The organism is Arsenophonus sp. PmNCSU2021_1, from assembly GCF_036919435.1.
In the GTDB taxonomy this organism is placed as follows: domain Bacteria; phylum Pseudomonadota; class Gammaproteobacteria; order Enterobacterales; family Enterobacteriaceae; genus Arsenophonus; species Arsenophonus nilaparvatae.
In genome coordinates this window covers 1-25,714 of record NZ_JAZHPL010000009.1, presented here as the reverse complement: position 1 = coordinate 25,714, position 25,714 = coordinate 1, and the positions used below count along the sequence as shown (strand labels likewise).

At 41.1% G+C, this 25,714-nt stretch carries 31 protein-coding genes and 5 pseudogenes; 15 read left to right on the top strand and 21 right to left on the bottom strand.

Translation table 11 applies throughout. The features are described from left to right. Window positions 1-17: 17 nt before the first annotated feature. The 5 genes and pseudogenes from V3224_RS19675 to artM all read left to right on the top strand — a co-directional run bounded on the left by V3224_RS19675 (window position 18) and on the right by artM (window position 4,487). Window positions 18-1,431: pseudogene (locus V3224_RS19675) on the top strand (DUF2867 domain-containing protein). 150 nt (window positions 1,432-1,581) lie between these two features. After that, on the top strand, window positions 1,582-2,319 hold the full coding sequence (gene artP, locus V3224_RS19670; RefSeq protein WP_334472358.1) for an arginine ABC transporter ATP-binding protein ArtP: 738 nt from the start codon (window positions 1,582-1,584) through the stop codon (window positions 2,317-2,319). Window positions 2,320-2,329: 10 nt separating this feature from the next. Next, window positions 2,330-3,085, top strand: a complete 756-nt coding sequence (gene artJ / locus V3224_RS19665; RefSeq protein WP_334472357.1) for an arginine ABC transporter substrate-binding protein — start codon at window positions 2,330-2,332, stop codon at window positions 3,083-3,085. Continuing rightward, the gene (gene artQ / locus V3224_RS19660) at window positions 3,085-3,825 is read left to right on the top strand and encodes an arginine ABC transporter permease ArtQ (protein ID WP_334472356.1); all 741 of its coding nucleotides are present in this window, start codon (window positions 3,085-3,087) and stop codon (window positions 3,823-3,825) included. Before artJ ends, artQ begins: the two co-directional genes overlap by 1 nt. Continuing rightward, window positions 3,822-4,487, top strand: coding sequence for an arginine ABC transporter permease ArtM (gene artM, locus V3224_RS19655; protein WP_334472355.1), 666 nt, complete (start codon window positions 3,822-3,824; stop codon window positions 4,485-4,487). The genes artQ and artM overlap by 4 nt, the downstream gene beginning before the upstream one ends. Before the next feature lie 326 nt (window positions 4,488-4,813). Here the strand turns inward: artM and V3224_RS19650 are convergent, their stop codons facing one another. From V3224_RS19650 to V3224_RS19630, 5 genes are all read right to left on the bottom strand, one after another. Beyond that, on the bottom strand, window positions 4,814-5,029 hold the full coding sequence (locus tag V3224_RS19650; RefSeq protein ID WP_334472354.1) for a hypothetical protein: 216 nt from the start codon (window positions 5,027-5,029) through the stop codon (window positions 4,814-4,816). Between the two features lie 282 nt (window positions 5,030-5,311). Continuing rightward, window positions 5,312-5,491, bottom strand: coding sequence for a hypothetical protein (locus V3224_RS19645; protein WP_334472353.1), 180 nt, complete (start codon window positions 5,489-5,491; stop codon window positions 5,312-5,314). A 134-nt stretch (window positions 5,492-5,625) separates the two neighbouring features. Further along, complete coding sequence (locus V3224_RS19640; RefSeq protein ID WP_334472352.1) at window positions 5,626-5,841, bottom strand: hypothetical protein; 216 nt, start codon at window positions 5,839-5,841, stop codon at window positions 5,626-5,628. A 229-nt stretch (window positions 5,842-6,070) separates the two neighbouring features. Then, a complete protein-coding gene (locus tag V3224_RS19635; RefSeq protein ID WP_334472351.1) occupies window positions 6,071-6,565 on the bottom strand; it encodes a YbjN domain-containing protein in 495 nt (164 codons plus the stop codon). 131 nt (window positions 6,566-6,696) lie between these two features. Then, window positions 6,697-7,002 (bottom strand): DUF1418 family protein, encoded by a 306-nt coding sequence (locus V3224_RS19630; RefSeq protein ID WP_334472350.1) that lies wholly within the window; start codon window positions 7,000-7,002, stop codon window positions 6,697-6,699. A gap of 184 nt (window positions 7,003-7,186) precedes the next feature. On the opposite strand from V3224_RS19630, the gene V3224_RS19625 reads away from it, so the two are divergent. After that, window positions 7,187-7,453, top strand: a complete 267-nt coding sequence (locus V3224_RS19625; RefSeq protein WP_334472752.1) for a GrxA family glutaredoxin — start codon at window positions 7,187-7,189, stop codon at window positions 7,451-7,453. Window positions 7,454-7,990: 537 nt separating this feature from the next. Continuing rightward, window positions 7,991-8,374 (top strand): DUF4354 family protein, encoded by a 384-nt coding sequence (locus V3224_RS19620; RefSeq protein ID WP_334472349.1) that lies wholly within the window; start codon window positions 7,991-7,993, stop codon window positions 8,372-8,374. A 141-nt stretch (window positions 8,375-8,515) separates the two neighbouring features. Here the strand turns inward: V3224_RS19620 and V3224_RS19615 are convergent. Then, a pseudogene (locus tag V3224_RS19615) lies at window positions 8,516-8,805 on the bottom strand (recombinase family protein); the annotation flags it as partial. Between the two features lie 138 nt (window positions 8,806-8,943). On the opposite strand from V3224_RS19615, the gene V3224_RS19610 reads away from it, so the two are divergent. The 7 genes and pseudogenes from V3224_RS19610 (at window position 8,944) to V3224_RS19580 (ending at window position 16,699) form a co-directional block, all read left to right on the top strand. Then, window positions 8,944-9,918 carry an IS701 family transposase gene (locus V3224_RS19610; RefSeq protein WP_334472348.1) on the top strand — a complete coding sequence of 325 codons (975 nt, stop codon included), beginning with the start codon at window positions 8,944-8,946 and terminating at the stop codon, window positions 9,916-9,918. Between the two features lie 60 nt (window positions 9,919-9,978). After that, window positions 9,979-10,587, top strand: a complete 609-nt coding sequence (gene ybjG, locus V3224_RS19605) for an undecaprenyl-diphosphate phosphatase (protein WP_334472347.1) — start codon at window positions 9,979-9,981, stop codon at window positions 10,585-10,587. A gap of 947 nt (window positions 10,588-11,534) precedes the next feature. Beyond that, on the top strand, window positions 11,535-12,845 hold the full coding sequence (locus V3224_RS19600) for a serine/threonine transporter (RefSeq protein ID WP_334472346.1): 1,311 nt from the start codon (window positions 11,535-11,537) through the stop codon (window positions 12,843-12,845). 75 nt (window positions 12,846-12,920) lie between these two features. Continuing rightward, window positions 12,921-13,241: pseudogene (locus V3224_RS19595) on the top strand (IS701 family transposase); the annotation flags it as partial. A gap of 68 nt (window positions 13,242-13,309) precedes the next feature. Next, complete coding sequence (locus tag V3224_RS19590) at window positions 13,310-14,284, top strand: IS701 family transposase (protein ID WP_334472344.1); 975 nt, start codon at window positions 13,310-13,312, stop codon at window positions 14,282-14,284. 161 nt (window positions 14,285-14,445) lie between these two features. Further along, window positions 14,446-15,817: pseudogene (locus V3224_RS19585) on the top strand (L-serine ammonia-lyase). Between the two features lie 726 nt (window positions 15,818-16,543). Next, window positions 16,544-16,699: a hypothetical protein gene (locus tag V3224_RS19580; protein ID WP_334467759.1), complete on the top strand. Its 156-nt coding sequence runs from the start codon at window positions 16,544-16,546 to the stop codon at window positions 16,697-16,699. A gap of 7 nt (window positions 16,700-16,706) precedes the next feature. Here the strand turns inward: V3224_RS19580 and V3224_RS19575 are convergent, their stop codons facing one another. From V3224_RS19575 to V3224_RS19505, 15 genes are all read right to left on the bottom strand, one after another. Further along, the gene (locus V3224_RS19575) at window positions 16,707-17,348 is read right to left on the bottom strand and encodes a hypothetical protein (RefSeq protein ID WP_334468105.1); all 642 of its coding nucleotides are present in this window, start codon (window positions 17,346-17,348) and stop codon (window positions 16,707-16,709) included. 106 nt (window positions 17,349-17,454) lie between these two features. Then, window positions 17,455-17,829: a Mor transcription activator family protein gene (locus tag V3224_RS19570; protein ID WP_334467755.1), complete on the bottom strand. Its 375-nt coding sequence runs from the start codon at window positions 17,827-17,829 to the stop codon at window positions 17,455-17,457. Further along, window positions 17,823-18,245 carry a gp16 family protein gene (locus V3224_RS19565; protein WP_334467753.1) on the bottom strand — a complete coding sequence of 141 codons (423 nt, stop codon included), beginning with the start codon at window positions 18,243-18,245 and terminating at the stop codon, window positions 17,823-17,825. Before V3224_RS19565 ends, V3224_RS19570 begins: the two co-directional genes overlap by 7 nt. Window positions 18,246-18,382: 137 nt before the next feature. Next, entirely contained in the window at window positions 18,383-18,562 is a 180-nt protein-coding gene (locus V3224_RS19560; protein WP_334467751.1) for a hypothetical protein, read from the bottom strand. A 16-nt stretch (window positions 18,563-18,578) separates the two neighbouring features. After that, window positions 18,579-19,208 (bottom strand): LysE family translocator, encoded by a 630-nt coding sequence (locus tag V3224_RS19555; RefSeq protein ID WP_334467749.1) that lies wholly within the window; start codon window positions 19,206-19,208, stop codon window positions 18,579-18,581. Then, window positions 19,205-19,447: a hypothetical protein gene (locus V3224_RS19550; protein ID WP_334467747.1), complete on the bottom strand. Its 243-nt coding sequence runs from the start codon at window positions 19,445-19,447 to the stop codon at window positions 19,205-19,207. The genes V3224_RS19555 and V3224_RS19550 overlap by 4 nt, the downstream gene beginning before the upstream one ends. Then, complete coding sequence (locus V3224_RS19545) at window positions 19,444-19,614, bottom strand: hypothetical protein (RefSeq protein ID WP_334467745.1); 171 nt, start codon at window positions 19,612-19,614, stop codon at window positions 19,444-19,446. The genes V3224_RS19550 and V3224_RS19545 overlap by 4 nt, the downstream gene beginning before the upstream one ends. Further along, complete coding sequence (locus V3224_RS19540) at window positions 19,611-20,141, bottom strand: host-nuclease inhibitor Gam family protein (RefSeq protein ID WP_334467744.1); 531 nt, start codon at window positions 20,139-20,141, stop codon at window positions 19,611-19,613. Before V3224_RS19540 ends, V3224_RS19545 begins: the two co-directional genes overlap by 4 nt. A gap of 32 nt (window positions 20,142-20,173) precedes the next feature. Then, on the bottom strand, window positions 20,174-20,404 hold the full coding sequence (locus V3224_RS19535) for a hypothetical protein (RefSeq protein WP_334467742.1): 231 nt from the start codon (window positions 20,402-20,404) through the stop codon (window positions 20,174-20,176). A gap of 2 nt (window positions 20,405-20,406) precedes the next feature. Next, the gene (locus V3224_RS19530; protein ID WP_334467740.1) at window positions 20,407-20,709 is read right to left on the bottom strand and encodes a hypothetical protein; all 303 of its coding nucleotides are present in this window, start codon (window positions 20,707-20,709) and stop codon (window positions 20,407-20,409) included. A gap of 11 nt (window positions 20,710-20,720) precedes the next feature. Further along, window positions 20,721-21,875, bottom strand: a complete 1,155-nt coding sequence (locus V3224_RS19525) for an AAA family ATPase (RefSeq protein WP_334467739.1) — start codon at window positions 21,873-21,875, stop codon at window positions 20,721-20,723. Window positions 21,876-21,887: 12 nt separating this feature from the next. Then, window positions 21,888-23,675 carry an integrase catalytic domain-containing protein gene (locus V3224_RS19520; protein WP_334467737.1) on the bottom strand — a complete coding sequence of 596 codons (1,788 nt, stop codon included), beginning with the start codon at window positions 23,673-23,675 and terminating at the stop codon, window positions 21,888-21,890. After that, window positions 23,672-24,625 (bottom strand): DUF3102 domain-containing protein, encoded by a 954-nt coding sequence (locus tag V3224_RS19515; RefSeq protein ID WP_334469234.1) that lies wholly within the window; start codon window positions 24,623-24,625, stop codon window positions 23,672-23,674. Before V3224_RS19515 ends, V3224_RS19520 begins: the two co-directional genes overlap by 4 nt. Window positions 24,626-24,637: 12 nt before the next feature. Then, the gene (locus tag V3224_RS19510) at window positions 24,638-24,958 is read right to left on the bottom strand and encodes an IclR family transcriptional regulator (protein ID WP_334469232.1); all 321 of its coding nucleotides are present in this window, start codon (window positions 24,956-24,958) and stop codon (window positions 24,638-24,640) included. A gap of 57 nt (window positions 24,959-25,015) precedes the next feature. Beyond that, entirely contained in the window at window positions 25,016-25,249 is a 234-nt protein-coding gene (locus V3224_RS19505) for a hypothetical protein (RefSeq protein WP_026821883.1), read from the bottom strand. A 139-nt stretch (window positions 25,250-25,388) separates the two neighbouring features. Here V3224_RS19505 and V3224_RS19500 point away from each other — a divergent pair. Continuing rightward, a pseudogene (locus V3224_RS19500) lies at window positions 25,389-25,714 on the top strand (hypothetical protein); the annotation flags it as partial.

The window sequence follows — 25,714 nt, the reverse complement described above, 5'->3', positions numbered from 1 at the left end:
TAAATAGGTAACCAAATATGGGTAAAAAACGGATTTTAGTACTTGGTGCTAACGGTTATATTGGTCAAAATCTGATCCCCGCGTTAATCAAACAAGGACATATGATCACCGCAGCAACACGTCAACTTGATTGGGCTAGAGCACAAAATTGGCCAAATACTCAATGTTGTTATGTTGATTTACTCACAGCCAAAACCTTAAACAATATTATGACAAATATTGATATCGTTTACTTTCTTGTTCACAGTATGGCAGCTAATAATAATCTTATTGAACAAGAATGCCTGGCTGCTCTTAATGTTAAAAATGTACTCAAGCACTCTCAAGTAAAACAAGTTATCTATTTAAGCGCACTACAAAACCATTGCTGTCATTCACAACACCTGATTGCACGTAAACTGACCGGAGAAATTTTACGTGAAAGTAAAATTCCGCTGACAGAAATTCGGGCACCAATTATTATTGGTGCGGGCTCCGCGCCTTATGAAATAATTCGGGATATGACTTACAACTTATTCATTCTCACTCCCCCACGTTGGGTAAGGTCAAAATCTTGTCCTATTGCTTTAGAAAACATGCTGTACTATCTGACGCAATTGATAGCCCATCCAACTAATGAACATCGTATACTTGATGCTGGTGGACCGGAATATATTGATTATCAAACACTCTTCAAGCGCTTTATGCAGACAAGCGGTAAGTATCGACCGCTTATCCCGCTACCTATCCCAATTAGATTAATTTCCATTCAATTCATTAGCCTAATAACTTCAGTTTCTCCCTCTATTACCAAAAGGTTAATTCAAGGGCTACAGCACAATCTGCCAGCTAATGATCAAGCGTTAAAACAGCTTATCCACAAAAATTGCTTAGCGTTGATGAAGCAATCACACAAGCGTTTATTCACTCGCCTAATGCCATTAATAAAGCGGATTGGGGCTCAGATCCAATCCTAAAGACAAAATGGTGTGACAAATATAGTTATTATCCGAAAGATACCGGTTTTACGCTAACAACCCGTGCTACAAGCCAGACTATTTGGCAAATCGTGCAACAAATTGGTGGCAAAAAAGATATTTCTACGCCAATATTTTATGGCAATTACGCGCCTTGATTGATGATTTAATGCTCAACAAAGTAAAATATGGCCGCCCTATACGTGAGGAATTATATTTAGGCGACATGATCGATAGCTGGAAAGTGATTAATATCAAACCCGGACATCAATTAACTCTATTATTTGGTATGAAAGCACCGGGACTAGGGCGTTTAACTTTTACCATCAAGGATTGTGGCAAATATCGAACGTTAAATGTCAGAGCATGGTGGCATGCTGCCGGTTTTTCAGGACTAATGTATTGGCTAATCATGAGCCCAATTCATCGTTTTATATTTAAGGGCATAGCTAAAAAATTAATAAAATTGCATTAATAATGTATAAAAAACAATAAAAATTAGCTTAATAAAGCCAAAGTTCCTTATAAAACATCAATATTAGTCTATTTGCAGAAATTACATATTGCATAACTATTCCATTAAGATTATCATTGTTCAACTTGTTTATTTATTCATATTTTTAGCATGAGTATTCAATTAAAACAAATTAATTGCTTTTATGGTGAAGACCAAGCCCTACACAATATCAATTTGACATGTGAAACGGGTGAAACGATGGTATTACTTGGCCCAAGCGGTGCTGGCAAAAGCTCATTATTACGTGTCTTCAATTTACTAGAGATGCCCCGTTCGGGCCAACTGAACATCGCTGGGTACCATTTTGATTTTTCACGCCAAACCAAAAAAAATGAAATCAGAGCGTTAAGACAAAAAGTGGGGATGGTATTTCAACAATATAACTTATGGCCACATTTGACCGTAATGGAAAATCTGATTGAAGCGCCTTGTTTAGTATTAGGTTTAACTAAGGCAGCAGCTAAAGAAAAAGCAGCAAATTTATTGCACCGTTTACGGTTAACCGAATGTGCTAATCGTTTCCCATTGCATCTTTCTGGAGGTCAGCAACAGCGAGTGGCAATTGCCAGAGCATTAATGATGGAACCTGAAATTCTGTTATTTGATGAGCCAACAGCCGCTCTCGATCCTGAAATTACAACCCAAGTGGTTAATATTATACAGGAATTATCAAGAACGGGCATCACCCAACTGATAGTGACTCATGAAATTGATTTTGCCCGTAAAACAGCAAGCAAGATAGTTTATATGGAAAAAGGGGTAATTGTGGAGCAAGGCGATATTGATCGTTTCACTAGACCACAAACTCAAGGCTTGGAAAATTATCTATCCCATTCATCTCATTGAGAATAACGTAATGAAAAAATCACTGTTAACTATTATCTTATGCAGCCTATCCATATCAGTATTAGCCTCACCAAAAGAGACGATACGCTTTGCAACTGAAGCAACATATGCCCCATTCGAATCAATTGATGCCAATAATAACATTGTCGGTTTTGATATTGATCTGGCCAATACTATATGTAAAAAACTCAATGCCAACTGTACATTTACTCATCAATCTTTTGATAGCTTAATCCCCAGTTTGAAAATGCGTCGATTTGATGCTTTGATGGCTGGAATTGATATTACCCCAGAGCGGCAAAAACAAGTTGATTTTACTGATAGTTATTATAATAACTCAGCAACATTTATCGCAGTAAAAAATAAAATTAATAAAATATCATTATTAAAAGGTAAAAAAGTTGGCGTGCAAAATGGAACCACCCATCAAAAATATATCAGCCAACAGCATAAAGAGATGCAAGCTGTCCCGTATGATAATTACCAAACTGCTATCCTCGATTTACAAAATGGCCGTATAGATGCTGTGTTTGGAGATACCGCTGTTACAACGGAATGGTTAAAAACAAAAGGTAACGAAAACCTTGCCGCCGTGGGTGAAAAAATAACAGATGCTAATTATTTTGGTGTGGGTCTGGGTATTGCGGTACGCAAAGGAAACAAAGCGCTGCTAGATAAATTAAATAAAGCAATAGCACAATTAAAACAAGATGGCACCTATGATGCTATCTATCAAAAATGGTTGCAAAATAGTCGATTATCGTGATGAATAATCTGTTGTTTCTAATAAATGCCGCCGGTTTGACGATTACTCTTGCTGGTATCGCTTTGATACTAGGGCTATTATTAGCCCTGTTATTTACTGCTTGGGAATCTGCTCGCTGGCGGCCTGTAGCCTTGCTTGGTTCTTGCTGGGTGACTCTAATTCGCGGATTACCTGAATTATTAGTTGTGCTGTTCGTTTACTATGGCACATTACAATTTATTATGTTGTTAGGTGACGGCATTAATATTAATTTCATTTTCTGGCAAACAACCTGGCAAGTTGATCCTGAATGGTTCTTCCCACAAAATAGTGAATTCGATTTTATCCCTTTTTTATGTGGTGTTGTTGCTCTTGCTCTACTCTATGCCGCCTATGCATCGCAAACCTTAAGAGGCGCCCTAAAAGCGATACCATCCTGCCAATGGGAATCAGCTCATGCATTGGGTCTCAATCGAAATATTGCTTTCCTACGGCTTATTATGCCCCAAATGTGGCGTCATGCATTACCTGGCTTAGGCAATCAATGGCTGGTATTGCTAAAAGATACTGCATTGGTTTCACTGATTAGCGTAAATGACTTGATGTTGCAAACCAAAACGATTGTCAATCGTACTCAGGAACCTTTTACTTGGTACTTAATTGTAGCATTAATCTACCTGGTTATCACCCTGGTAAGTCAATTTATTTTACGTCGCATTGAATTACGCACAACTCAGTTTGAACGGGGAGTCGCAAAATGATCGATTTAATCATGTCATTGCTGCCAGGCTTACCAACCAGTCTATCATTAACATTATGCGCGTTACTGATTGCCTTTTTGTTAGCACTATTTTTGACTATTATTTTATCGTTAAAAACAGCGATTTTTTCAGCTATTATTCAAGGCTATATTACGCTATTTACCGGCACTCCTTTGCTGGTTCAATTTTTTTTGATTTACTATGGACCCGGTCAATTTCCCGCACTAAAAGAGTACCCTGCATTATGGGCATTGATTTCTACTCCATGGGTTTGTACCCTGTTAGCGTTAGCGCTTAATAGCGCCGCCTATTCCACCTTATTATTTCATGGTGCAGTAAAAGCAATTCCTAAAGCTAGCTGGCAATCTTGTCAGGCGTTAGGTATGTCAAATTACCAAACCCTAAGAATTATTTTGCCTTACGCGCTTAAACGTGCACTTTCATCCTATTCTAATGAGGTGATCCTTATCTTTAAAAGCACTTCACTAGCAAGTACCATAACGCTATTAGAAATTATGGGATATAGCCAACAAATTTTTGGCCAAACTTATAATGTCGATGTTTTTATTGCAGCGGGAATTATCTATTTATGCGTGAATGGCATTTTGACTTTATTAATGCGTTGGCTTGAACAATACACTTTATCTTTTGAAAAAATTTAACCAAATAAATCTAGCCTTCTAATAAAGAAAACTATATTTATGGTAATTTTTTAACTAATTACGCAAAGACTTGATGTGTTCAATGTGTGCTAATCTTTAACGTCTAAAATCTATAATATGTAAGATATCAATAACACTGAACACCACTTGATAAATGTTTTTTTGTTTAATCCAATATAACCATCAAGAGACTGAGAGTTTTTACAATTAAAATAATCACTCCATTTTGTAAGATAGCAAACTACCCTAGCTATTAAGAATAAATGGCGGGCTAAATATATTGCCTTATTCGTTTATGTAAATCAGCTGAAGAGATTATTTTTATACTATATCTCTTTTGTATATTTTGTTTGTATTGAACATATTTCAGCCATTGTTTTTCCTTGCGCTAATTTACCGTCTAAATTAATTGGATCTGGCAAAAACTCAGGAAAAATTTTTGTTTTAATACCTTTGCCAGCCGCTTCTTCTAATTCACTTAGAGTAACACTGCCACCACCAAACGATAAAAAACATCCATTTTTACTTGCAGCGTATACCATACACGAGTTTCACACCAATAAAAAAACGCTCTATTTTTAAGTTTAATTCAGCATAATATATAAATAGAAAAAATCTCATAAATTAAAAATAACTTATTGTAATTTAAGTAAATTTATACGTCTTAGTAAGTTACAGATTAATTATTATTCTGAAGCCATTTCTAGAATTTTATATGCCCGTGCGAAACTCGTGCCATATAAGAATCACCAGAATCATCCAAAACTTTCCAGCTGTTATCTGGATCCTTTATTTGCATAACACTCTCACAATTTTTTGATAGGCTATTCGTTGAAGCTTGTTGTGAAACAATGCCAAAAGTGCTTACCCCTTTTAGCAATATCATAGACACAGCCAATACCTTCAGGAGTCGCGCCGGCAACAATAAGTAAATTATGAATCCCATGCTCATCAATATTTTGTTTTATCTCTTTTGTTATATAGTCTTGTAATTTTTCTGTCACGAGTTTCGCACAGGCGTATAAAATACTAGAAATGGCTTAAAATCGATGATTAATCTTCAAGTTACTAAAATACATAAATTTTATTAAATTACAATAAGTTGCTTTTGATTTATAAGATTCTGTCTATTTATATATTATGCTGGATTAAACTTAAAAATAGAGCGTTTTTTTATTGGTGCGAAACTCGTGTCTGTATTTTCATATCCCATGCCAGAAAATCCACTAAAAACCAATACAAATTTATTGTCGATTTTTTTATCGATTTCTACTTTTATCGGATCAAAATTAGGACTGGAAGCAACGGAAGATTCAATATTATTGACACTAGCAGATTGCGATGAACTGATCATATTCTAATTCCTTTTAGAAAGCGGTTATTATTCGAATATTATTTGGTAGATAAAATGCAAACGAAGCGGTTAACAGGAATAAAAAGAATCTAGCAAAATAGCCGGACCTTTTAAAGTAATAAATAGTCTGAGATTTATTGTTATTCTTTTAATCTTCATAAATGTAAAATAGATAATCCATTATCCATCCACATGAATGGCAGATGCCGATTGCATCTATTTTTATAACTTAATGTAGCAGAAAGCGGGCAGGTAAAGGTGGCTCTGATAGCTCTTCATCGTCAATATCTTCTTGACCGCTATACAGTAGATCATTGTTATAAACTTCGAAAATAATAGCCGCCATCTGCTCTTCTGCTTGCTGAAGGAAACTGGAGAATTGATTACAAGTCATGCCAGCCAATAACGAAAAAGATTGACTAACCACTAGTTTAGGCAAATTTTCATCATTAATTTCCATAAATGCTTTTGCCGTTAATGAGCTGGCATTAATTTGGCTTAAATTTGCTAATAGGGTAATAATCGATGTCGGTTTGAGTTCAGCCAAAATAGAGAAAACTAATATGTTTTCAACAATATCAACTTTAGCATCGAAAATACCATCAATATTTTGCATATGTGGCAAATGCAATGCCTGGCAATTATCACATTCAAAATATGAAGTTTTGAGTTGAACAAGCCACTCTCGCAATTTAGCTATGTCAGGGAAACAAATCGAATCCATTAATTAACCTTATTTTACACAAAATACTAACAATTCTACCTAAGAAAATTCGCTATCTATCATCTTAAACCAAAAACAGACCATATTTTATCATGTTAAATCATATTTAACGAGCCATTCCTACTCATAATTTAATCCATCTTGCGATGATTACACTGTTTAGCTTTTAGCTTGCGTTGGGGATGTTTCGAACTATTTTTTTGTTGGTCAATGCCGAAAAAACTAAGCTTAGGCAGCGCCCGCCAAACAATATGAACGATGGCCGGTATCATACAACCAATTGCTAGCATAATCATAGCAAGCAAAACACCTTTTTTCATAAATAAAGCAGCTAATTCAATATAGTTATTTATCACTAAATAGACCAATAACAGTAATAATAAACCAATAACTTCGAGTATTATCACAAATTTAGGCATATCACCGAAAGAACGCATAGCGGATAATTTTTTTTGCTCATAACAATCTATGTTTCCTGTTAAAAAACACTATCCTGTTATATTAGGTAATTGTTAACATTTCAAATAGCAATAAATATAAATTGTGCTTTTTTTTGACGCTAACTATAGGCATAGTAATTGAACTGTAGATAATAAATAAAATTTAGTTGAAGGAGATATGATGTTTACTGTCATTTTTGGTCGCTCTAGTTGCCCCTATTGCGTCCGAGCAAAAGAATTAGCAGAAAAATTAAAACATGAACGTGATGATTTTGATTATAATTATGTTGACATACAAGCGGAGGGAATCACTAAAGCTGACTTAGCTAAAAAAGCGGGTAAACCTGTTGAGACTGTTCCGCAAATTTTTATTGATGAGCAACATATTGGTGGTTGTACAGACTTTGAAGCCTACGCAAAAAAAACATCTACTATCTTAATTAACTGATTTTATTAAAATTATTTTCTGTTTTAATTTTATATGTTAAGTTTCAGGCACAAATGATAAAAGCATTTTTTGATCAAAAAATGCTTTTTTTCTTCTTTAAGAACTTTATGAATAATAAATAGTCTTAACTTATGCCACTGCTTTTCTTTGAATGTCCCCAAATTATTGAGAAATACGATAGTTTAAATTATGTCCTATTTAAACTATCGGTTTTTTATTCATACTATCTAATCGACCTCGCAAGGTTACAATAATTTGACGTTCACCACCGTGATTACCAATATGGATACAAATTGCCGCAAATTAGGTAAAAAAATTATAACCGCGTAGTAAGTATTAAATAATATCCATTAAGTCAGGATTTAAGTTTTACCTCAAATCTGATTGCCAAATAAATGACTAGTTGTTCATGAAGAAGGAAGTTAATGAAAAACGTAGCTACAGTTCTTCTTTCCTCGCTTGTTTTACTCTTATTTACCCCGTAATCTGGCTGCCGAATAAATGACTAATTGTTCATGTTCATAAAGGAGGTTGTCAATGAAAACGGTATATAAGGTCCTTCTTTCTTCACTTGTTCTACTCTCATTTTCTTCCATAGCAGCAAAAGATTTACATAATAAACTGATCATCCAAGCTATTCCCTCCTCAGAAGGTACGGTGGTGATTGAAGGGCAGCCGAAGTATGAAAAAACGTTTAATGTTGTTGTATATAGTGTAATTGATCAGCCAATTGAATTAACCGGTGATGTCGGCTGCTACAAAGCGTTCAATGAAAAAGGCAAAGAGTTTGATGGACGGCTGGTGCAGGCTGAGCTACTGGGAATATTGAAAGACAGCCCAAAAGCGGGAGAAGCCACCTTCGTCAGCGACGATGAATCTGTCTATAACGCCAAATTCGTAAAATGCTCTTCGCAATGCTAATCTCCGACTAAGCGCATACAAAAAGGGTATCATTTGCAAGGGCTATATGATATATAAAATCTTTTACTATCATATTGTTATTATGTAAATGTGGGCCGCTCTAGCGGCCTTTTCGTATTTCACAATTTTATAAACCGTAGATCAGGCAACATTGAGCTGACGGGCAATTTCTGTTGGCCAGTACCTTTCTGATGAAGGGCCAACACAATGTTGCTATCGATGGTACGCCTGCGGCCAAAACGATACTTTTAAACTTCCCCTCCTGTCTATCTTGATTCGTGCGCGCCAGTATTCTCCGTCGTTAAATTTGAGCCACGGTACAGAGAGTGGTGCCGACTATTTTTCCCATTTCACCATCAGCTGCTTGTCCCGTCATCAAAAAACCGGACGCCCACGCCCTGAGCATCGAATTCTTTTAATAAATGAATAAGTTTTATAAAAATATTACCAAACTTACTTTACCCTATGTAAAAGACATTTTACCCTTGGCTATCTAATATCACGAGTTTCGCAATCTCCAAAAAAGAAGTATAAATTTAAAAACAAGAAAAAATCAGGGTGTTCATATTTTGTCGGGTTATCCATGTATTAAAGATATCTATAAAACATTCTTACAAGTAAGCAGTTTAAGATACTCTGGTTTAGCGTTATCAGAAGTAAGCCCATCGCCTTTATCTCATGACACTGTTAGCCGATGGCTAAAAAGTAGATGTTTTAGACCTAAAGACCTATGGCGATTAGTTGAACCTTCTATAGACAAAAAAAGCCCTTGCGTGCTAATTGCCGATGATACATTGATTGCCAAAACACGTAGTAAAAAAATAGAGATGGTCCATTATCAATATTCAGGTAATGAACATGAGGTTATTGCTGGCATAGGTTTAGTTAATTTGCTTTGGCATGATCTGACGAAGGTTGAATCAATTCCTATCAATTATCTTATTTATGATAAAGATTCTGATGGAAAAACAAAAAACACGCACTTTTCCGAAATGCTCACTCTTGCTAAAAAAAGAGGGATCATGCCAGAAGCCGTAGTGATGGATGCTTGGTATTCTAGCCTGGATAACCTGAAATCAATTCGCTCTCATGGTTGGATCTGGGTAACCACGCTGAGGAAAAATAGGATTGTTAACCATAACAAACAACTGAACAAGTTAGACATCTCAGAAGAAGGAACGTCAATACACTTGCGAGGATATGGTTGGGTAACCGTTTTCAAATTTACAGCCAAAAACGGCCGTATTGATTACATAGTAACAAACAAAGAGAATCACACCCGTCAATATCTCAAATCTATCATGGATGCCCGTTGGGCTGTTGAAGTTTATCATCGAGAAGTTAAACAAAACTGTGGTATTGAACGCTGTCAGGCTCGCACGAGCCGAGCGCAAAGAAATCATATTTTTCTCGCTATTTCTGCGTGGTTTGAACAACATAAACGTCGTATATCTGAAAAAATAACCCTTTATCAACAAAATTGGGACGTAATCAAAAGTGCTATTACTGAGCAAATCCGTGTTTTATTAGCGTACCCAAATTAGTTTTGTGCGAAACTCGTGTAATATAAATAATCAGGATACATATTCAATGAGGGCTCTACCTTGCTAAACGATATTAACTTAAGTTTGTTTAGTTTTATTAATGCCACCCCAATTACATCCATTGGTACATTAACACTGGCAATTTTTTTGGCTAAACGACTCATTCTTATATTTCCCTTAATTACCATTGCTTGCTGGCCTTGGGGATCATCGAAAAATTTAGTTCGCCAAAGAGTGTTTGTCTGTAAAACCGCTCTCGCAGTTATTATCGGTTTAGCTATTTCTGGTTTTATTGGCGTAATTTTCCCACAAGAACGACCTTTTATGTTGGGGATAGGCCAACATTTTCTTGCTCATGCCCCAACACCATCATTTCCCAGTAATCATGCTACTATTGCTTTTACCTTCGCTTTTGGCTTTTTATTCTGGTTAAGAAATTGGATTGGGCTGTTATTATTTATACCGGCGTTCACAATTGCGTGGGCTAGAATTTTTCTCGGTGTACATTGGCCTTTAGATATGGCAGGCGCATTTTTGGTTGCGATTATAGCTTGTGGAGTTAGTCAAACAATCTGGAAAATTGGTGGCGATAAATTACTACCATATATAATAAAAGCTTATCAAATCTTATTTTCGCCTTTAATTAAAAAAGGTTGGATTAGAGGTTGAATACTAAGATAATTTAAATATATACATAAGTAGCCTCTGTTAATTCAATAAGTTATCAATTTTAACGAGGCTATTTTATCACTCAACATTTTTAATAAGTTAAATAAGCAGATAATTATTTATGATAAGCGTTACCTAAATAAAATAACATTATCTGATTTTACTAAAATAGAATTAAACATTGCTAGATTTAATATTTATGCCATTTATCATTTAAATTTAGGCTATTAATTTATAACGGTTATATCTTAGAATGAAATCATTTTACTATGAAATCTAAATGGCAAGTTAATAAAAATAAAGTATTTTTCGTACAAAAGTAAAAAAACAATAATATGATGTTTAAAATGGAAACAGCCAATAACCAACAATAAATCAATTAATGATTATAACTAAGTGAAAGCGGCAAATATTATCAGTAAATTCCCCGTTTATTTATATACATTATAAAAATTAATAAAAATATTTTTATCAAAAATTGAGCTTATTAACTGAATGATTAATCATATTTATTAAAACAACTTTTAAGTAAATATTAACTAAGAATAGCTAAATTTAACAAAATATAAACAAAAAAATTATACTAATTAACAAAAAGCTATAGATGATTATACTTTTGTGATGCTGATCACGGAACTTTATACCGATAAATAATATGATTTGCGTCTGAGAAACTAAAATATAATTTTGACATATAAAAAAACAAATAAAATTGATTCTAAACAGTATTGTGATAATGACACTAAACCATAATGTGGTATAGTATCGCAATTAACCTTTACTAGAATAATCAGTTACTTTATTTACATAAATTTTAACTATATATTTTGTTTATGTAGATAAAGAATATTGTATAAATATACCTGCAATCATAATTATATTGAGCGGTTTTCATACATTAAAAATTTACTATTTTTTGTTTCTCGTTTTATATTTTGGAGATTACCATGGATACAACTCGAGTTGATTCCATCACTTCCTCATATGCACACCAGGACGTAAAAGTTTGGCGTAAAAATGATACAGTTTGGATGTTAGGTTTATACGGCACTGCAATCGGTGCTGGTGTACTCTTTTTACCCATTAACGCAGGTATGAGTGGCCTATTACCCGTCATTCTAATGACGTTACTCGCATTTCCAATGGCCTTTTTTTCCCATCGCGGTTTAACCCGTTTTGTATTATCCGGCTCAAAACCTAATGGCGATATTACTGAGGTTGTAGAAGAACATTTTGGCCGTTCTTCCGGTAATTGGATCACACTGCTCTATTTTTTTGCTATTTATCCTATCTTATTGGTATATGGCGTATCAATTACCAATAATGTCGAGAATTTCATCGTTGAACTCCTCGGTTTTAATGCTCCACCGCGCTGGCTATTAGCACTTATTCTTGTCGGTGGTATCATGGCTATTGTTAGCCTGGGTGAGAAATATATAGTCAAAATAATGAGTATGCTAGTATTTCCGTTTATTGCGGTTTTGGTGATATTTTCACTCTATATGATCCCTCACTGGCATGGCGCTGCATTAGAAACACTTTCATTCTCCAATATTAATATGGATAGTACCGAAAATAACCAGAGTATGTTGGTTACGATTTGGTTAACTATCCCTGTTATGGTCTTTGCATTTAACCATTCACCTATTATTTCTGCATTTGCCGTTGCTAACCGTAAAGAATATGGCGAGCATGCGGATCAAAAAGCTTCTCGAATTTTAGCTTCAGCACATATTTTAATGGTTATAACCGTAATGTTTTTCGTTTTTAGCTGTGTATTTACTTTATCTCCTGCTGATTTGGTAAAAGCAAAAGCGGCAAACATCAGTATCCTCGACTATTTATCTGGCTATTCCGATAAACCTTTTATTAAATTTGCCGCTTCACTAATTGCCTTCGTCGCAATTATAAAATCGTTCCTAGGACATTATCTCGGTGCGCGTGAGGGTTTTAATGGTTTGGTTGAACGTGCTTATCGGGCAAAAGGTAAAACAATCAATATCCAAAAACTAAATAAAGCAACTGCGATTTTTATGTTAGTCACTACCTGGTTAGTTGCTACTTTAAATCCAAGTATTCTGAGCATTATTGAAAGTTTAGGTGGACCTGTTATTGCAATTTTATTATTCATGATGCCAATGTACGCAATTAGTAGAATACCCGCTATGCGTAAGTATTCTGGTCATATTAGTAATATTTTTGTAGTCATTGTCGGTATTATCGCTATTTCAGCTGCAGTATATAAATTATTTCTTTAACGTTTACACGAGTTTCGCAATCTCCAAAAAAGAAGTATAAATTTAAAAACAAGAAAAAATCAGGGTGTTCATATTTTGTCGGGTTATCCATGTATTAAAGATATCTATAAAACATTCTTACAAGTAAGCAGTTTAAGATACTCTGGTTTAGCGTTATCAGAAGTAAGCCCATCGCCTTTATCTCATGACACTATTAGCCGATGGCTAAAAAGTAGATGTTTTAGACCTAAAGACCTATGGCGATTAGTTGAACCTTCTATAGACAAAAAAAGCCCTTGCGTACTAATTGCCGATGATACATTGATTGCCAAAACACGTAGTAAAAAAATAGTGATGGTCCATTATCAATATTCAGGTAATGAACATGAGGTTATTGCTGGCATAGGTTTAGTTAACACGAGTTTCGCAATCTCCAAAAAAGAAGTATAAATTTAAAAACAAGAAAAAATCAGGGTGTTCATATTTTGTCGGGTTATCCATGTATTAAAGATATCTATAAAACATTCTTACAAGTAAGCAGTTTAAGATACTCTGGTTTAGCGTTATCAGAAGTAAGCCCATCGCCTTTATCTCATGACACTGTTAGCCGATGGCTAAAAAGTAGATGTTTTAGACCTAAAGACCTATGGCGATTAGTTGAACCTTCTATAGACAAAAAAAGCCCTTGCGTACTAATTGCCGATGATACATTGATTGCCAAAACACGTAGTAAAAAAATAGTGATGGTCCATTATCAATATTCAGGTAATGAACATGAGGTTATTGCTGGCATAGGTTTAGTTAATTTGCTTTGGCATGATCTGACGAAGGTTGAATCAATTCCTATCAATTATCGTATTTATGATAAAGATTCTGATGGAAAAACAAAAAACACGCACTTTTCCGAAATGCTCACTCTTGCTAAAAAAAGAGGGATCATGCCAGAAGCCGTAGTGATAGATGCTTGGTATTCTAGCCTGGATAACCTGAAATCAATTCGCTCTCATGGTTGGATCTGGGTAACCACGCTGAGGAAAAATAGGATTGTTAACCATAACAAACAACTGAACAAGTTAGACATCTCAGAAGAAGGAACGTCAATACACTTGCGAGGATATGGTTGGGTAACCGTTTTCAAATTTACAGCCAAAAACGGCCGTATTGATTACATAGTAACAAACAAAGAGAATCCCACCCGTCAATACCTCAAATCTATCATGGATGCCCGTTGGTCTGTTGAAGTTTATCATCGAGAAGTTAAACAAAACTGTGGTATTGAACGCTGTCAGGCTCGCACGAGCCGAGCGCAAAGAAATCATATTTTTCTCGCTATTTCTGCGTGGTTTGAACAACATAAACGTCGTATATCTGAAAAAATAACCCTTTATCAACAAAATTGGGACGTAATCAAAAGTGCTATTACTGAGCAAATCCGTGTTTTATTAGCGTACCCAAATTAGTTTTGTGCTAAACTCGTGGTTTAATGATTTTGGGATGGCTTTAATTTATTGGAATAAATGAATTAGTTTTCCCAAATATCGTAAAGCCGCAATATTAACTTCAACTCTTCGGCCAGCTTATTACTAAAAATTAGCGCCTTTAACAAGGAGGCGAATAAAATATGAGTAGTGTTTTTGATATTTTTAAAATTGGCATTGGCCCATCCAGTTCTCATACTGTCGGACCAATGAAAGCCGGGAAACAATTTGTTGATGATCTAATTGAAAAAGAGATTCTGACTTCTGTAAAGCGTATTAGCGTTGATGTTTATGGTTCATTATCTTTAACCGGTAAAGGACATGCCACTGATATTGCCATTATTATGGGATTAGCCGGTAATCTACCCGATACGGTAGCTATCGATTCTATCTCCACTTTTGTTAAAAATGTTGAACAAACTCAGCGCTTATTACTTGCCAATGGACAACATGTAGTGGATTTTCCTACACAAGGTGGTATGAATTTTCATACCACCAATCTACCACTGCATGAAAATGGTATGGTAATTACCGCTTTCGCAGCTGAAGATAAACTGTATAGTAATACCTATTATTCTATTGGCGGTGGTTTTATCGTTGATGAACAGCATTTTGGTCAAGAAAGTGGATCGCCGGTTAAAGTGCCTTATCCATACCAGTCAGCAGCTGATCTACAACGGCACTGTAAAGATACCGGCCTTTCACTTTCTGCACTGGTGATGCAAAATGAATTAGCGCTGCGGAGTAAAGAAGAAATCCAAACTCATTTCGATGCAGTTTGGCAGGTTATGCAGCAAGCTATCGAACGAGGTGTTAATACCGAAGGCCTATTACCAGGCCCACTTCGGGTACCACGCCGTGCAGCAGCATTAAGAAGAATGCTAGTCACCTCCGATAATACGACAACGGATCCGATGGCGGTTGTTGATTGGATCAATATGTTCGCCTTGGCAGTCAATGAAGAAAATGCAGCCGGTGGACGAGTGGTTACCGCACCGACCAATGGTGCTTGTGGTATTATTCCAGCCGTACTTTCTTATTATGATAAATTTATTCGCCCCATTAACGAAAATTCCTATACCCGCTTCTTTTTGGTTGCTGGCGTTATCGGCACCCTTTATAAAATGAATGCTTCAATTTCTGGTGCTGAAGTTGGCTGTCAAGGTGAAGTTGGTGTGGCCTGTTCTATAGCCGCAGCTGCGCTAACCGAATTAATGGGAGGTAGGTAGTCCTGCCCAAGTCTGTATCGCAGCAGAAATTGGTATGGAACATCATCTTGGGCTTACTTGTGATCCGGTTGGCGGTCAAGTCCAGGTTCCCTGTATTGAGCGTAATGCGATTGCAGCAGTTCAGGCGGTTAATGCTGCCCGAATGGCTTTACGTCGGGTTAGTGATCCGCGTGTTTGTCTGGATAAAGTAATTGAAACCATGTATGAAACCGGCAAAGATATGAATGCCAAATATCGTGAAACTTCACAAGGTGGGTTAGCGATTAAAATTACATATTGCGATTAAACTATTTAATAAACTGTCACAACAATTAAATAATAAGCCAGTTTTAACAACTGGCTTATTTAATGTTAATAAATTATTTTATTCGTTATTAAATAAGGACACGAGTTTCGCACCAATAAAAAAACGCTCTATTTTTAAGTTTAATTCAGCATAATATGTAAATAGATAAAACCTTATAAATTAAATATAACTTATTGTAAATTAAGTGAATTTATGCATTTCAGTAACTTGCAGATTAATCATTACTTTCAAGCCATTTCTAGAATTTTATAGGCCTGTGCGAAACTCGTGAAGGATATATATTAAATAGCCTGCGGTATATATAGAGTTGGTTTTTGACTGAATTCAGGTACTATATTACATTCAGTATAACCAAATTCTTCATCTTTTTTAAATGCCGACATCATGTTGTACAACCTGATAGGACGTGAGATATTTAAACGGGAAACGTGCGATAAATGTGGATCTACCTGGGACAAACTGGATCTATCTGGGACAAGTCAGAGGGATTAAGTTGCACATAGTGAAACAGAAATCATGTTTTAAAACCCATTAATTGAAACCATCCTCTTTACTGAACTATACTCAATAAACTTCAAGATGCAGGGAAAGGAAGCTTAACGGCCTTACTACCCGTGCTTTTTGCTGAATAGTCGCCTGCATCTTGAAGTATGTTGAGTATAGAATCGAATCTACTACGATTGATTTCATTTAGAGGAAGTTTCCATGACGACCAAGAACAACAATCATGATAGTTCCGACTTTACAGAGAATCCCAAAAATGACCGAGTAGTCACGTTTGAAAAAGATGCCAGCAAGGAGAATAAACCCACCCCATCGCAACAGTCAAATAACCCGCCTGGTATCCGTCCTAAAAAATGAGTGATAGCTAAACCTTAGGAGGCGTGGATGCAGTTTTAATCTTGTTCCTCCTAATTTCCACCCTAGCTATTTGCTCTGCAGGAATGTAGGTCGCCAGCGCCCCCCAGGAGTCATCGATCACACCAGCAAACTCGCGCCATTCATCACTATCTGGTGCGCTATGGTGTGTTACATAAAGAATGACGTCTCCCGTATTGCCCAGCGCAAACGGCCCATTAGGGAGCCCTTCAAAACGAGCCAGAGGCCGCGATAATAACCCGCTGCCATCCTTGAGAATAACAAACACTTCAGTGGCTCGGTACTCAATCTGCCCGAACAGCTGCTGCCACGCGGAATGGGTGCCATCAGACCATGAGATGTTTAAGGCGCGCATGAGCTTGTACATCCATCTACGCCCGTATTTACGCCATACGGCTCCTGTTATTATTGCGGTAACCAGCGCTACAAGGGTTGACCAGTAAACCGCATATACGGTGACGGATTCATAAGCGGTTGCAGATATAAGACCAAAAACTAATGTCGAAAACGTTATGTCAACGGTTTTGTGGTGCTCTTTCAGACCAACATTGGCAATAAAGTATCCAACATAGCCAGAAGCCAGCGTCACCAATGTTGCCCAGGGCAGATTTAGCAGTGATGAATCGAGCATATGAAATATCCTTCTATTGTTTGGTTAGCATTAAACCAATGCTCACTATCTGGTGTATAGGTTATATTTTTCTCTCCGACGTTTCACTATGTGAAACGAGAAACAGTCATCGAGACGGCTTATCTTCATCTTCAAACAGATTGCCCTGGATGCGAGCAATTTCTTCTTTTTTAACCCGTTTTATCACGGAATAAATCCACTGTAGCGAGACTTCGTACTTGCGTGCCAGGGCGCGGTGGTTATGGCCATTGAAGTCGGCAAATATCTCCCGGTCGCGCTGGTTTATTTTCCACATCAGCCCCATCGGGAAATAGACATTTTGCCCGCCCCATACCGCCATCATTTGACTGGCGACGGCATCGCCTATCTGGCTGGCAACAGCGGGGTCAACATCGATAATCTGTCTGACGATCTGCGCCGTGTGGTCGGCCAGCTCAACCAGTAACTCCGGCCCTTTACTGCGAAAGGTATGCTCTAGCATGAGGTTGTCCTTGCCACGCGTTTTTGCCACTGCTTGAGTTTCTCGATAACCTGGCTGGCCTGTTGGCTATCTAGCCAGTAAGGCGAATCACCGCCGGTTTCCCGTTTAACAAAGTGGGCCAGGGCTGTTGCTGACGCATCCCGGACAATGCCCTCATCGGCCATTGCCTGCCACAGGGCCTGCATTTTCTGGATTTGCGGACGGTCGGTCTGCTTTTTCGTCGTGGGTTGAGTCGGCTGGATACGAAAACCTTTGGCTTTTAGGGCGTTTAACACTTGCGCCAGTTGACCGATATTCAGGGCTTTTGCTGATGTTTTCCTCGTTAGCCTGTGCAGCATCTGGCGGTAAGTCGTGTCATCCAGTTTGAGGTGGTGGGCGGCAATATGGATTAACTGCAGGTATTTTTGTCGGGTCATCGGAGGCGTCCTTTATCGTTGTGGTCGGGGTCAGGATTCCTTATGCCATGAATAAAAAAATAATCCTTCGGGTTTTGAAGGATTATAAAATGAATATCGTTATTATACAATTGAATGCAGTAAACGCCGCTTTTCCGCTATGACTTCTTCACGCAAATCGCCTTGGCATCCATATCCTTGAAGGTTTCAAATTTTTCTGCGAACTGTTTGGCGGCCTGTTGACAGGCGGTTGCCGTGTCAAACGCCTGTGTATGCAGCGTGGAAAAAGCATTACCGGCATAGGGACTGGCGTATAGGGCTAAAATTAATATCCACATGATAATTTATCCTCTTTCACTGAATTAAGGTCGGATGTTCAATAAAACAAAGGCTGACCGCAATGAACACCAAGAAACCGGCAAACAGGCGGTTTTGTTGTTTGCGGGTTTCGGGCGATTGAAAATAAGGCCGCAAGCGGGCGGCAATGAGCGCGTAAAGCGTCATCATCAGCGCATCGACCATTACCATCGTCAGAGTCATAAGGGTAATTTGTGGCCCTAACGATTGGGACGGATTAAGAAAGACCGGTAGTGTGGCAAGTAGGAAGGCGAGCGCTTTGGCGTTGGTGATATCGGTCAGAAAACCCCAGCAGAACCGTTGCGCACAGCGGGTCAATGTCACGACATCGTAAGCATCCATGATGACTGGTGCGCGCCAGGTTCGGTAGGCGGCAAACAGTAGCCAGAGTACGCTAATGCCTTTCAGTAACAGCCAGGCTGTCGCTGAAGCGCGCAACGCTTCCGTGCCTAGTGCCACAATGGGTACCATCAAGCCTAATGCGGTCGCCTGACCGGCAATAAGCGGTAGCGTCTTGCACCATCCCCGCTGGAAGGCATGGTTAAGCGTGAGGATAGCGCCAGCGCCGGGTAATACGGCACTGAGCAAGGCACCGCCTAAAAAAACTAACCAAAGGTCAAGGTTCATGGTTTATTTACCTCGTGCGTTTGATGATGGGGTGGTGTTGATGGCGACTTTGCCGTGATACCTTTTAGCGGCACGACATCCCAATTAAGTACCCAGGCGCTATACCGCTGTCCGCAGTGTGGACAGGTCAGTAACAGGTCAATCCCCCACTCGCCGCTTTCCGGTTGTTGGATGATCTCGGCCTGGGTAGGATTCAGGCGTCGCGTTGCCTGATGGCAGCTGATGCAGGTAATGGTCATAACGTGTTTTCCTTATCTAAGGCGACGATGAGTTCGGCCAATATCTCGAAGGCATTTTGAAATTCACAATACGCGGCGGCAGAATGGTCTGCCTGCAGGTGATGCATGGCGCGGTTTATGTGCCTTTCAATTTGGCGGCGCAGAGGTTTTATTTCCTGATAGCTCATGAGGTCACCTCCTGCTCGAAGGGCGTAATAATGAAATCCTCAAGCTGATTGCGAAACGTAATGCCGGGAATATTCAGTCGCTGGATAGTGTCCTGATTTTTGAGCAGGGCATTTTTATCAAGCTGTGCTTTGCGAATAATGCAGTCGGTCTGTCCGTTTTCTTCCAGCGCCTGAATGATATCATCCACCCCTTTTACCGAAACGGACGGTGGGCGGTTACGCCATGACACCTCGCCGGTTATCAGGTTGGCGGTTTTGGTTTTGCCGTTTTGGGTAAGCGCCTCACGGTTGGCCTCGCACCAGGTCTGGATACCTCTTTGCAACAGGGTGATGCGGGCTTTCCTGGCTTCAATATCAGCCGCATGTTGATGGGTTAACCGCGCAATTTCATCATTAATCTCTGTCTCCAGTCGGGTCATTTCCCGCTGGATATCGCCCAGATTTTTAATATCGTTTATTACCTGCTCACGGGTTTGCGGCGTGCAGGCACCCGCCGCGGCTTTAAGCCGCGTTATTTTCTTTGCCATCTTTTTTACCTTTTCATTAACAACGTCGGGAATTAAACGCGCTCGAAAATAATGTCTTCCAGGGCGTCACTGTGTTGAATATGCTCAAATAAATTCATGTTGTATCGGGTCGCGATTTCACCAAGACGCTGGTCTTGTTCATCAAAATCACGGCAGTTCTCGCAAATCGACAAATAGGTTTCATCGTCCTGTTCCGGCATATCGACGGTCTTTGCCAAATAAACCGATTGGCGAGCGGTAATACGGACAGGGCGTGTTGTCATGATTAACGTACCTCCCAGGTGATTCGGCAGTTATCTTGCAGGAACTGGTATTTTTCCCAGCGGCCCTGACGGTCAGTACCCAGGGCATAGCGAACGGCATGGCCGTTTTTATATAACGCATCACACCGTCGGTCATGCAGCAGGGTAAGGGTCGGACGGCTATAGCCATCAACGGTAAACTGACTGACGATAAAACCTTCCTGGCTGAGTTTATCCATCACCGACAGGCATTGCCTGAACTGCTGCTGGATGGCCTGGTAGGTCATCGCTGACGGGTTTTTAATGGTCACGGCGGGGTTCAGCATAAAAGCCTCCTTTAATGCACACTGTGAATAATATTGGCGTCGATAACCGGGATGGCGTTTTGCGCGGCCAGGTTCATGGCGGCGGTCAGCAGGTTGCCGATAGCCAAGGGGTAAAGCAGGCTGACCGGCGTGTCTTTTTTCGGGCGCAGCCAGCTTAGGCGTTGACGCAGTGCCGGTATCGCATCCGGGCCAAGGACTTTGCTAAGGTCGCCGCCGACGCGTTTAAACTTGAAATCAAGAAAGTCGTTCAAGTGTTCATCTAGCGGCGGCAGGTCAATTACCTCGCAGCGCTGTACCACTTCCCTGACCGCTAACAGGCGCTCGGATAACTTGTCGCCCAGTTCGGGTTGTCCCAGCAGGACGATGGACAGCAGTTTTTTAAAGCCGTCTTCCAGCTCAAAGAAGCGTTTAAGGTGCTTTAAGGTCGGGATGGGCAGGCAATGGGCTTCTTCAATCACCAGTACATGGCTGTACCCGGCGCGGCTGCTCTCTTTTAATAGTCGGTGTAGCTGACGAAAGCGGGCCTCCGGCGAGCGTTTGAGTTTTTCCAGTGGGGCCAGGGTATGGACAATAGCCTCGGCGAGACTGGCGGCTTTCAGGGTTTTGCCCTGATGGTCGTTGTCTTCCATCGCCAGCACGTAGGGTTCAATCACCACCACCGGGGCGTTTTCCCGATAGATGCGGTCAGTCAGGTCACGTCGCAGCGTGCTTTTACCCGAGCCGGATTCACCGATAACCGCGATAAAGCCGCCATAGCTGGCGGTCTGGTACAACGCCTCGCGCACATAACGACTTTCAGGGGTTAAAAACACATCTTCATGACCTTGTACCGCGTTGTCGTCAAATGGGGCACGAAACAGCCCAAAATGCTTTTTGGTGGCAGTCAGTAATACCTGTTTTTTCAGTAACATGGTGTCTTCCTCGTTGCTAGGTGGTGTGTGCTTTTCCTTGCTGCTGGATGTGACCCCGTCAAAGCAGTCGTCCGCCGCGATGCCCTGGTCACTTAGCCAGCCACGGATGCGGTGTTTTAGTGCGTCGGTATCCTGTTTCGGCCACTGATGGTGATTGACTATTTGCGCCAGCGTCGCCTCGGAAAGGTCAAGCGCACGGGCCAGTGCTGCCTGGGTCAGGTTGTGGTGTTGTAACAGGGTTTTGAGTTTCAGCATGATGGCCTCCCGTTAACCGTGACTGGCCAGACTGACCACCACCTCGGTGGACTGGGCCATCAGCTCATCACCCAGCGCGTCGACCTGGTCAGCGGGTATGCCGTCCGGGAAGCGTTGGGTTAGCGTGGTGTAAAATTCACTGCGCCAGGTCTTGCCCGCCGCCTGGAAACGCGCGCGCAACTGTTGAACCACCACGACCGGGTTTAAACGTTCTTCAAAACGTGGCGCGCAAACCGTGGAAGCCTGGCCCTGTTTGGGCAGGTAAATGGGTGGGGTATCGCGTTCATTGTCCAGATAAGGGTTAAAGCGACCGCCCAGTGGCAGCGCTTTGGCTTTTTGCGCGGCAGCGGTTTCGGTGGGACAGGTGGTGCCATACATCGCCTGCTCGACTTCCGCCAGATGGTGTTGCGCCGGGGTGTGGGGTAATGCCTTGAAGGATTCGCCTAATGTTGGGGCATTGAGGGGAAAACCGTACTCGTCTTTCACCACTTCCGGTACCCGGTAAAAGACTTCCATGCCGTCCTCATTGATTATCACCACCTGTGCTTCACTGTCGCGCCAAGGGTTACGGACTATCTGTAGCCAATCGTTGTTACAAACACCCGGCACACCCCTAACGTCATATTCTTTGCTCCCAAATGACACGCGAAGATAGTCATTGACCTTACGGTTTTCCGGCAGACTCACCGCCAGTTCGCGGCACACTTCAACGGGTGGTGCCTTGATTAACTGCTGCGGAGTGATCCGTAGCCAGCTGTCGGTACGGGTCATGCCGGTACGGCGATGCAGCGCGGTACGGTTATACTTTTTACGCCATAACCCGACCCGGTGGTTCAGTTCATCAATATTATCGACTTGCACAAACCGCAGGCCGGATTCAAAACTACACTCCAGAATATCGCGCGCCTTTTCCACTGAGCCGGTGGCGCGGGCATTACGGGCTTTATGGGCGATAAGTTGAATACCGAGGGTTTTGCACAGGTTGCGCATCGTGGCTGAGACCAGCGCGCAGCCGGGGTCGGTATAAAGGATACGCGGTACACCATGTAATACGTCGGCCCCACTGCGCTCCTGCATGGCATTAATCAGCACATCGGTAAAGTTTTGTGCCGTTTCGCCGCCGAAGCGGTACTCGGCGTAAATCCAGCCGCTGGTGTGGTCGGTCAGTTCAAATGACCAGACGCGGTCATTGACAATACGGGCCAGATTTTTGGGCTTGTTCTTGTTAAACTCGGCCTCACTCATCATGCGCAGGCCGCTATCGCGCGTGGTGCGCCCTTTGGCGGGATTTTTCAGGTAATAGAGCACACACAGCGACGCATCCAGCTGCCAGACATGATTGGGATGCCCGGTTTTTAATTGAACGCACGGGGCAGGTACCCGTAACTGGTTGGGATGCAGGCGATAATGGTACAGTGCCCGGCTGATGGCATCGACCGACAGCGGAAACCACTCGCCAGTTTCATTATCAATATACCCGGCATCAATCAGGTTGTTCGCCCGCAGGTCATTAACCGTTTGCTGTAGACTGTAGAGGCGTTTACCATTATTGCGTTCAGATTCCATGATGACGCCGGATATCAGCAGGGCTTCGTCGCGTGTCAGGGCGCTGGTACCATAATCCACCCGCTGCTTGCGCGGCGGTTTATAACTGACCTGTTTGATTTTTCGCAGCAGCGTGGCTTTGGAAATACCGAGTGCCTGACAGCCTGTCTGATACACCGCGTCTTTGCCGCCATGCCCGGCTCTTTCAGCAGTCTGGGCAATGGTTAACAGACGTTCGGTCAGGATGGGGTTCATTGCACCACCTCCTCGACATTATCCTGTCCGGTGCCGCGCAGGTGTTCCGGTAACTGAAAATCCGCATCGTCGGCATCCGCATCGGCTTTTGTCCAGTCAGGCACCAACGCTGATACTGCGTGGTGGGGTAACGAAAAATCACTACGTAACACATTGATTTCAAACTCAATATCATTAAGCAAGCCCGCTAAATAGTCGGCGTGGGATGTGATATCACCACTGTGGCTGCTCAGTTTTTCCAGCCCTTCCCGAAAGCGCCCCATTAATATGGCTTTAACATCAAAGCCCACCAGGCCAATTTCTTCACGGAGCTGGCGTATGCCTTCTTCCCCTAACGGGCGATGCTGATTAAGCAGGCGTTTTTCGCTCAGTTCATTGATCTTTTGATCTTTCTCATTGGCCAGACGGCGGCTGGCTTCAAGTGACTTTTCCGTTTTACGCAGTTTTGCTTTTAGTTCCCGCACCGACATGCGATCAACTTCGTCTAGCGTCAAGCCCGCAATGGTGCCGCCTTCGGCCAATTCCGCCAGATCATCGTCGTCTTCCAGCATGAGTTCATAGAGTTTTGAACGGCCTAAACCTGAAAACGTATTCACCTTTGACTCAAGTGTCGGTGAAAGATATTTCAATGCTGCTTGTGCCATTTTTCGTGCTATTCGATATTCAAGACCTAACTGCTCTTGTACTATCTTCATGAATGTTCCATGTGGCTCATTCTCCTTAAGAATAATCAGCCGTTTCCCCGCCTCCAGCATGGCTTCGGCACTTTGTGCCATATAGAAGCGCGCTTCATGCACAATGCGCTCGCGTTCATAGGGCAACCCCTCGCCGTACTTATCCATAATGGCCTGCTGATGTTCAGCCAGGGCATTAAGGTTGTTCATTAAATCCGGTGCCAAAGGCTGTTCGGGGGCAATTTCAGCCGTTATCGGTAACGCTTTTCTACCCATTATTTTTTCCTCTTACGGTTTTGACGCTGATGCTACGCAGCGGCCATGCCTTTCTGCCATCTTGATTTGCGCCCGTTCGGTTTCATCAAAAAAGGCCAGGGCAATCTGTATCAATTCCTCACCGAGGCCGTAATTCCCATTGAAGCGCTTCTCAATCATTCCTTCTTCCACTAAAAATGGCAGGGTGCGACTGATATTGGCCGCAGAGTCATTGATTAGCGCCGCCAGGGCTTTATTGGACAGGCCATCGCGGTAATGCCCTTTCATGGCTTTCAAAATACGCAGCGCCCGTCGTGTGCGTGAAGAAGGGTGCAGTAATAAGGTGTTTTTCATCGGATGCCTCTTTTTCATTAATGGAAATTGTGTTACCGTCAGTGAAACGGGCGAATGTTATTTTTTATGGCGCTTTTTTCCCGATGGCATGGGAGAACCCATTATCTGTTCAATCGCCTGTTTGATTTTGCGGGCTTCCCCGCGCCAGCCCTGGCAGGAGCCATCAAGCAACATATAAACCTGATAGGGTTTGAAGCCGGATTGGCGTGCCCACGCCGCCACCGTCGGGTAGTTCTGATAGACACGATCATAAAAATTGCGCTTAAAGTCGGCGGGGTGTTGCAGTGACATGGTGTTACCTCCGTCATAAAAAGTTAAAAATAAATATACAATGGCATTCAAAATAATGTAAAGTCTTTTTTGTTTGTTTTTGTATGTTCTTTATTGCCGTAAAAAACCACTGGCTGTTATCGGCCTAAAGGAGACCTGTATGGCAAAGAAAAAAGCGGCAACCAGCCTGTCTGTAACTACGGCGGACAATATCACGATTGCGGGGGGGGGGGGGGCAATTGCATACCCTGAAAAAAATGCAGAAAACAGCGCCCAACAGGAAGTAATGGCACGTTTTGGGGATGGGCTACCCTATGAACGGGAAAGGATTGTGCATGAAGCCCGCTTCTATATGGCGCAAAGTGCCGAAGCCATGCTGGAGGCGGGGAAACGGCTGATTATTCTTAAGGAGAATGAGCCACATGGAACATTCATGAAGATAGTACAAGAGCAGTTAGGTCTTGAATATCGAATAGCACGAAAAAT

Excerpts from the sequence above, each read along its gene's own strand:
- V3224_RS19510 (WP_334469232.1), bottom strand. The coding sequence starts at position 24,958 with ATGAAAAACACCTTATTACTGCACCCTTCTTCACGCACACGACGGGCG.
- V3224_RS19580 (WP_334467759.1), top strand. The coding sequence starts at position 16,544 with ATGACGACCAAGAACAACAATCATGATAGTTCCGACTTTACAGAGAAT.
- V3224_RS19630 (WP_334472350.1), bottom strand. The coding sequence starts at position 7,002 with ATGCGTTCTTTCGGTGATATGCCTAAATTTGTGATAATACTCGAAGTT.
- V3224_RS19535 (WP_334467742.1), bottom strand. The coding sequence starts at position 20,404 with ATGACAACACGCCCTGTCCGTATTACCGCTCGCCAATCGGTTTATTTG.
- V3224_RS19565 (WP_334467753.1), bottom strand. The coding sequence starts at position 18,245 with ATGACCCGACAAAAATACCTGCAGTTAATCCATATTGCCGCCCACCAC.
- V3224_RS19640 (WP_334472352.1), bottom strand. The coding sequence starts at position 5,841 with ATGATCAGTTCATCGCAATCTGCTAGTGTCAATAATATTGAATCTTCC.
- V3224_RS19600 (WP_334472346.1), top strand. The coding sequence starts at position 11,535 with ATGGATACAACTCGAGTTGATTCCATCACTTCCTCATATGCACACCAG.
- V3224_RS19620 (WP_334472349.1), top strand. The coding sequence starts at position 7,991 with ATGAAAACGGTATATAAGGTCCTTCTTTCTTCACTTGTTCTACTCTCA.
- V3224_RS19525 (WP_334467739.1), bottom strand. The coding sequence starts at position 21,875 with ATGCTGAAACTCAAAACCCTGTTACAACACCACAACCTGACCCAGGCA.
- artQ (WP_334472356.1), top strand. The coding sequence starts at position 3,085 with ATGAATAATCTGTTGTTTCTAATAAATGCCGCCGGTTTGACGATTACT.
- V3224_RS19575 (WP_334468105.1), bottom strand. The coding sequence starts at position 17,348 with ATGCTCGATTCATCACTGCTAAATCTGCCCTGGGCAACATTGGTGACG.
- artP (WP_334472358.1), top strand. The coding sequence starts at position 1,582 with ATGAGTATTCAATTAAAACAAATTAATTGCTTTTATGGTGAAGACCAA.
- artJ (WP_334472357.1), top strand. The coding sequence starts at position 2,330 with ATGAAAAAATCACTGTTAACTATTATCTTATGCAGCCTATCCATATCA.
- V3224_RS19540 (WP_334467744.1), bottom strand. The coding sequence starts at position 20,141 with ATGGCAAAGAAAATAACGCGGCTTAAAGCCGCGGCGGGTGCCTGCACG.
- V3224_RS19560 (WP_334467751.1), bottom strand. The coding sequence starts at position 18,562 with ATGTGGATATTAATTTTAGCCCTATACGCCAGTCCCTATGCCGGTAAT.
- V3224_RS19570 (WP_334467755.1), bottom strand. The coding sequence starts at position 17,829 with ATGCTAGAGCATACCTTTCGCAGTAAAGGGCCGGAGTTACTGGTTGAG.
- V3224_RS19520 (WP_334467737.1), bottom strand. The coding sequence starts at position 23,675 with ATGAACCCCATCCTGACCGAACGTCTGTTAACCATTGCCCAGACTGCT.
- V3224_RS19555 (WP_334467749.1), bottom strand. The coding sequence starts at position 19,208 with ATGAACCTTGACCTTTGGTTAGTTTTTTTAGGCGGTGCCTTGCTCAGT.
- V3224_RS19625 (WP_334472752.1), top strand. The coding sequence starts at position 7,187 with ATGTTTACTGTCATTTTTGGTCGCTCTAGTTGCCCCTATTGCGTCCGA.
- V3224_RS19650 (WP_334472354.1), bottom strand. The coding sequence starts at position 5,029 with ATGGTATACGCTGCAAGTAAAAATGGATGTTTTTTATCGTTTGGTGGT.
- V3224_RS19545 (WP_334467745.1), bottom strand. The coding sequence starts at position 19,614 with ATGAGCTATCAGGAAATAAAACCTCTGCGCCGCCAAATTGAAAGGCAC.
- V3224_RS19505 (WP_026821883.1), bottom strand. The coding sequence starts at position 25,249 with ATGTCACTGCAACACCCCGCCGACTTTAAGCGCAATTTTTATGATCGT.
- artM (WP_334472355.1), top strand. The coding sequence starts at position 3,822 with ATGATCGATTTAATCATGTCATTGCTGCCAGGCTTACCAACCAGTCTA.
- V3224_RS19515 (WP_334469234.1), bottom strand. The coding sequence starts at position 24,625 with ATGGGTAGAAAAGCGTTACCGATAACGGCTGAAATTGCCCCCGAACAG.
- V3224_RS19635 (WP_334472351.1), bottom strand. The coding sequence starts at position 6,565 with ATGGATTCGATTTGTTTCCCTGACATAGCTAAATTGCGAGAGTGGCTT.
- V3224_RS19530 (WP_334467740.1), bottom strand. The coding sequence starts at position 20,709 with ATGCTGAACCCCGCCGTGACCATTAAAAACCCGTCAGCGATGACCTAC.
- V3224_RS19550 (WP_334467747.1), bottom strand. The coding sequence starts at position 19,447 with ATGACCATTACCTGCATCAGCTGCCATCAGGCAACGCGACGCCTGAAT.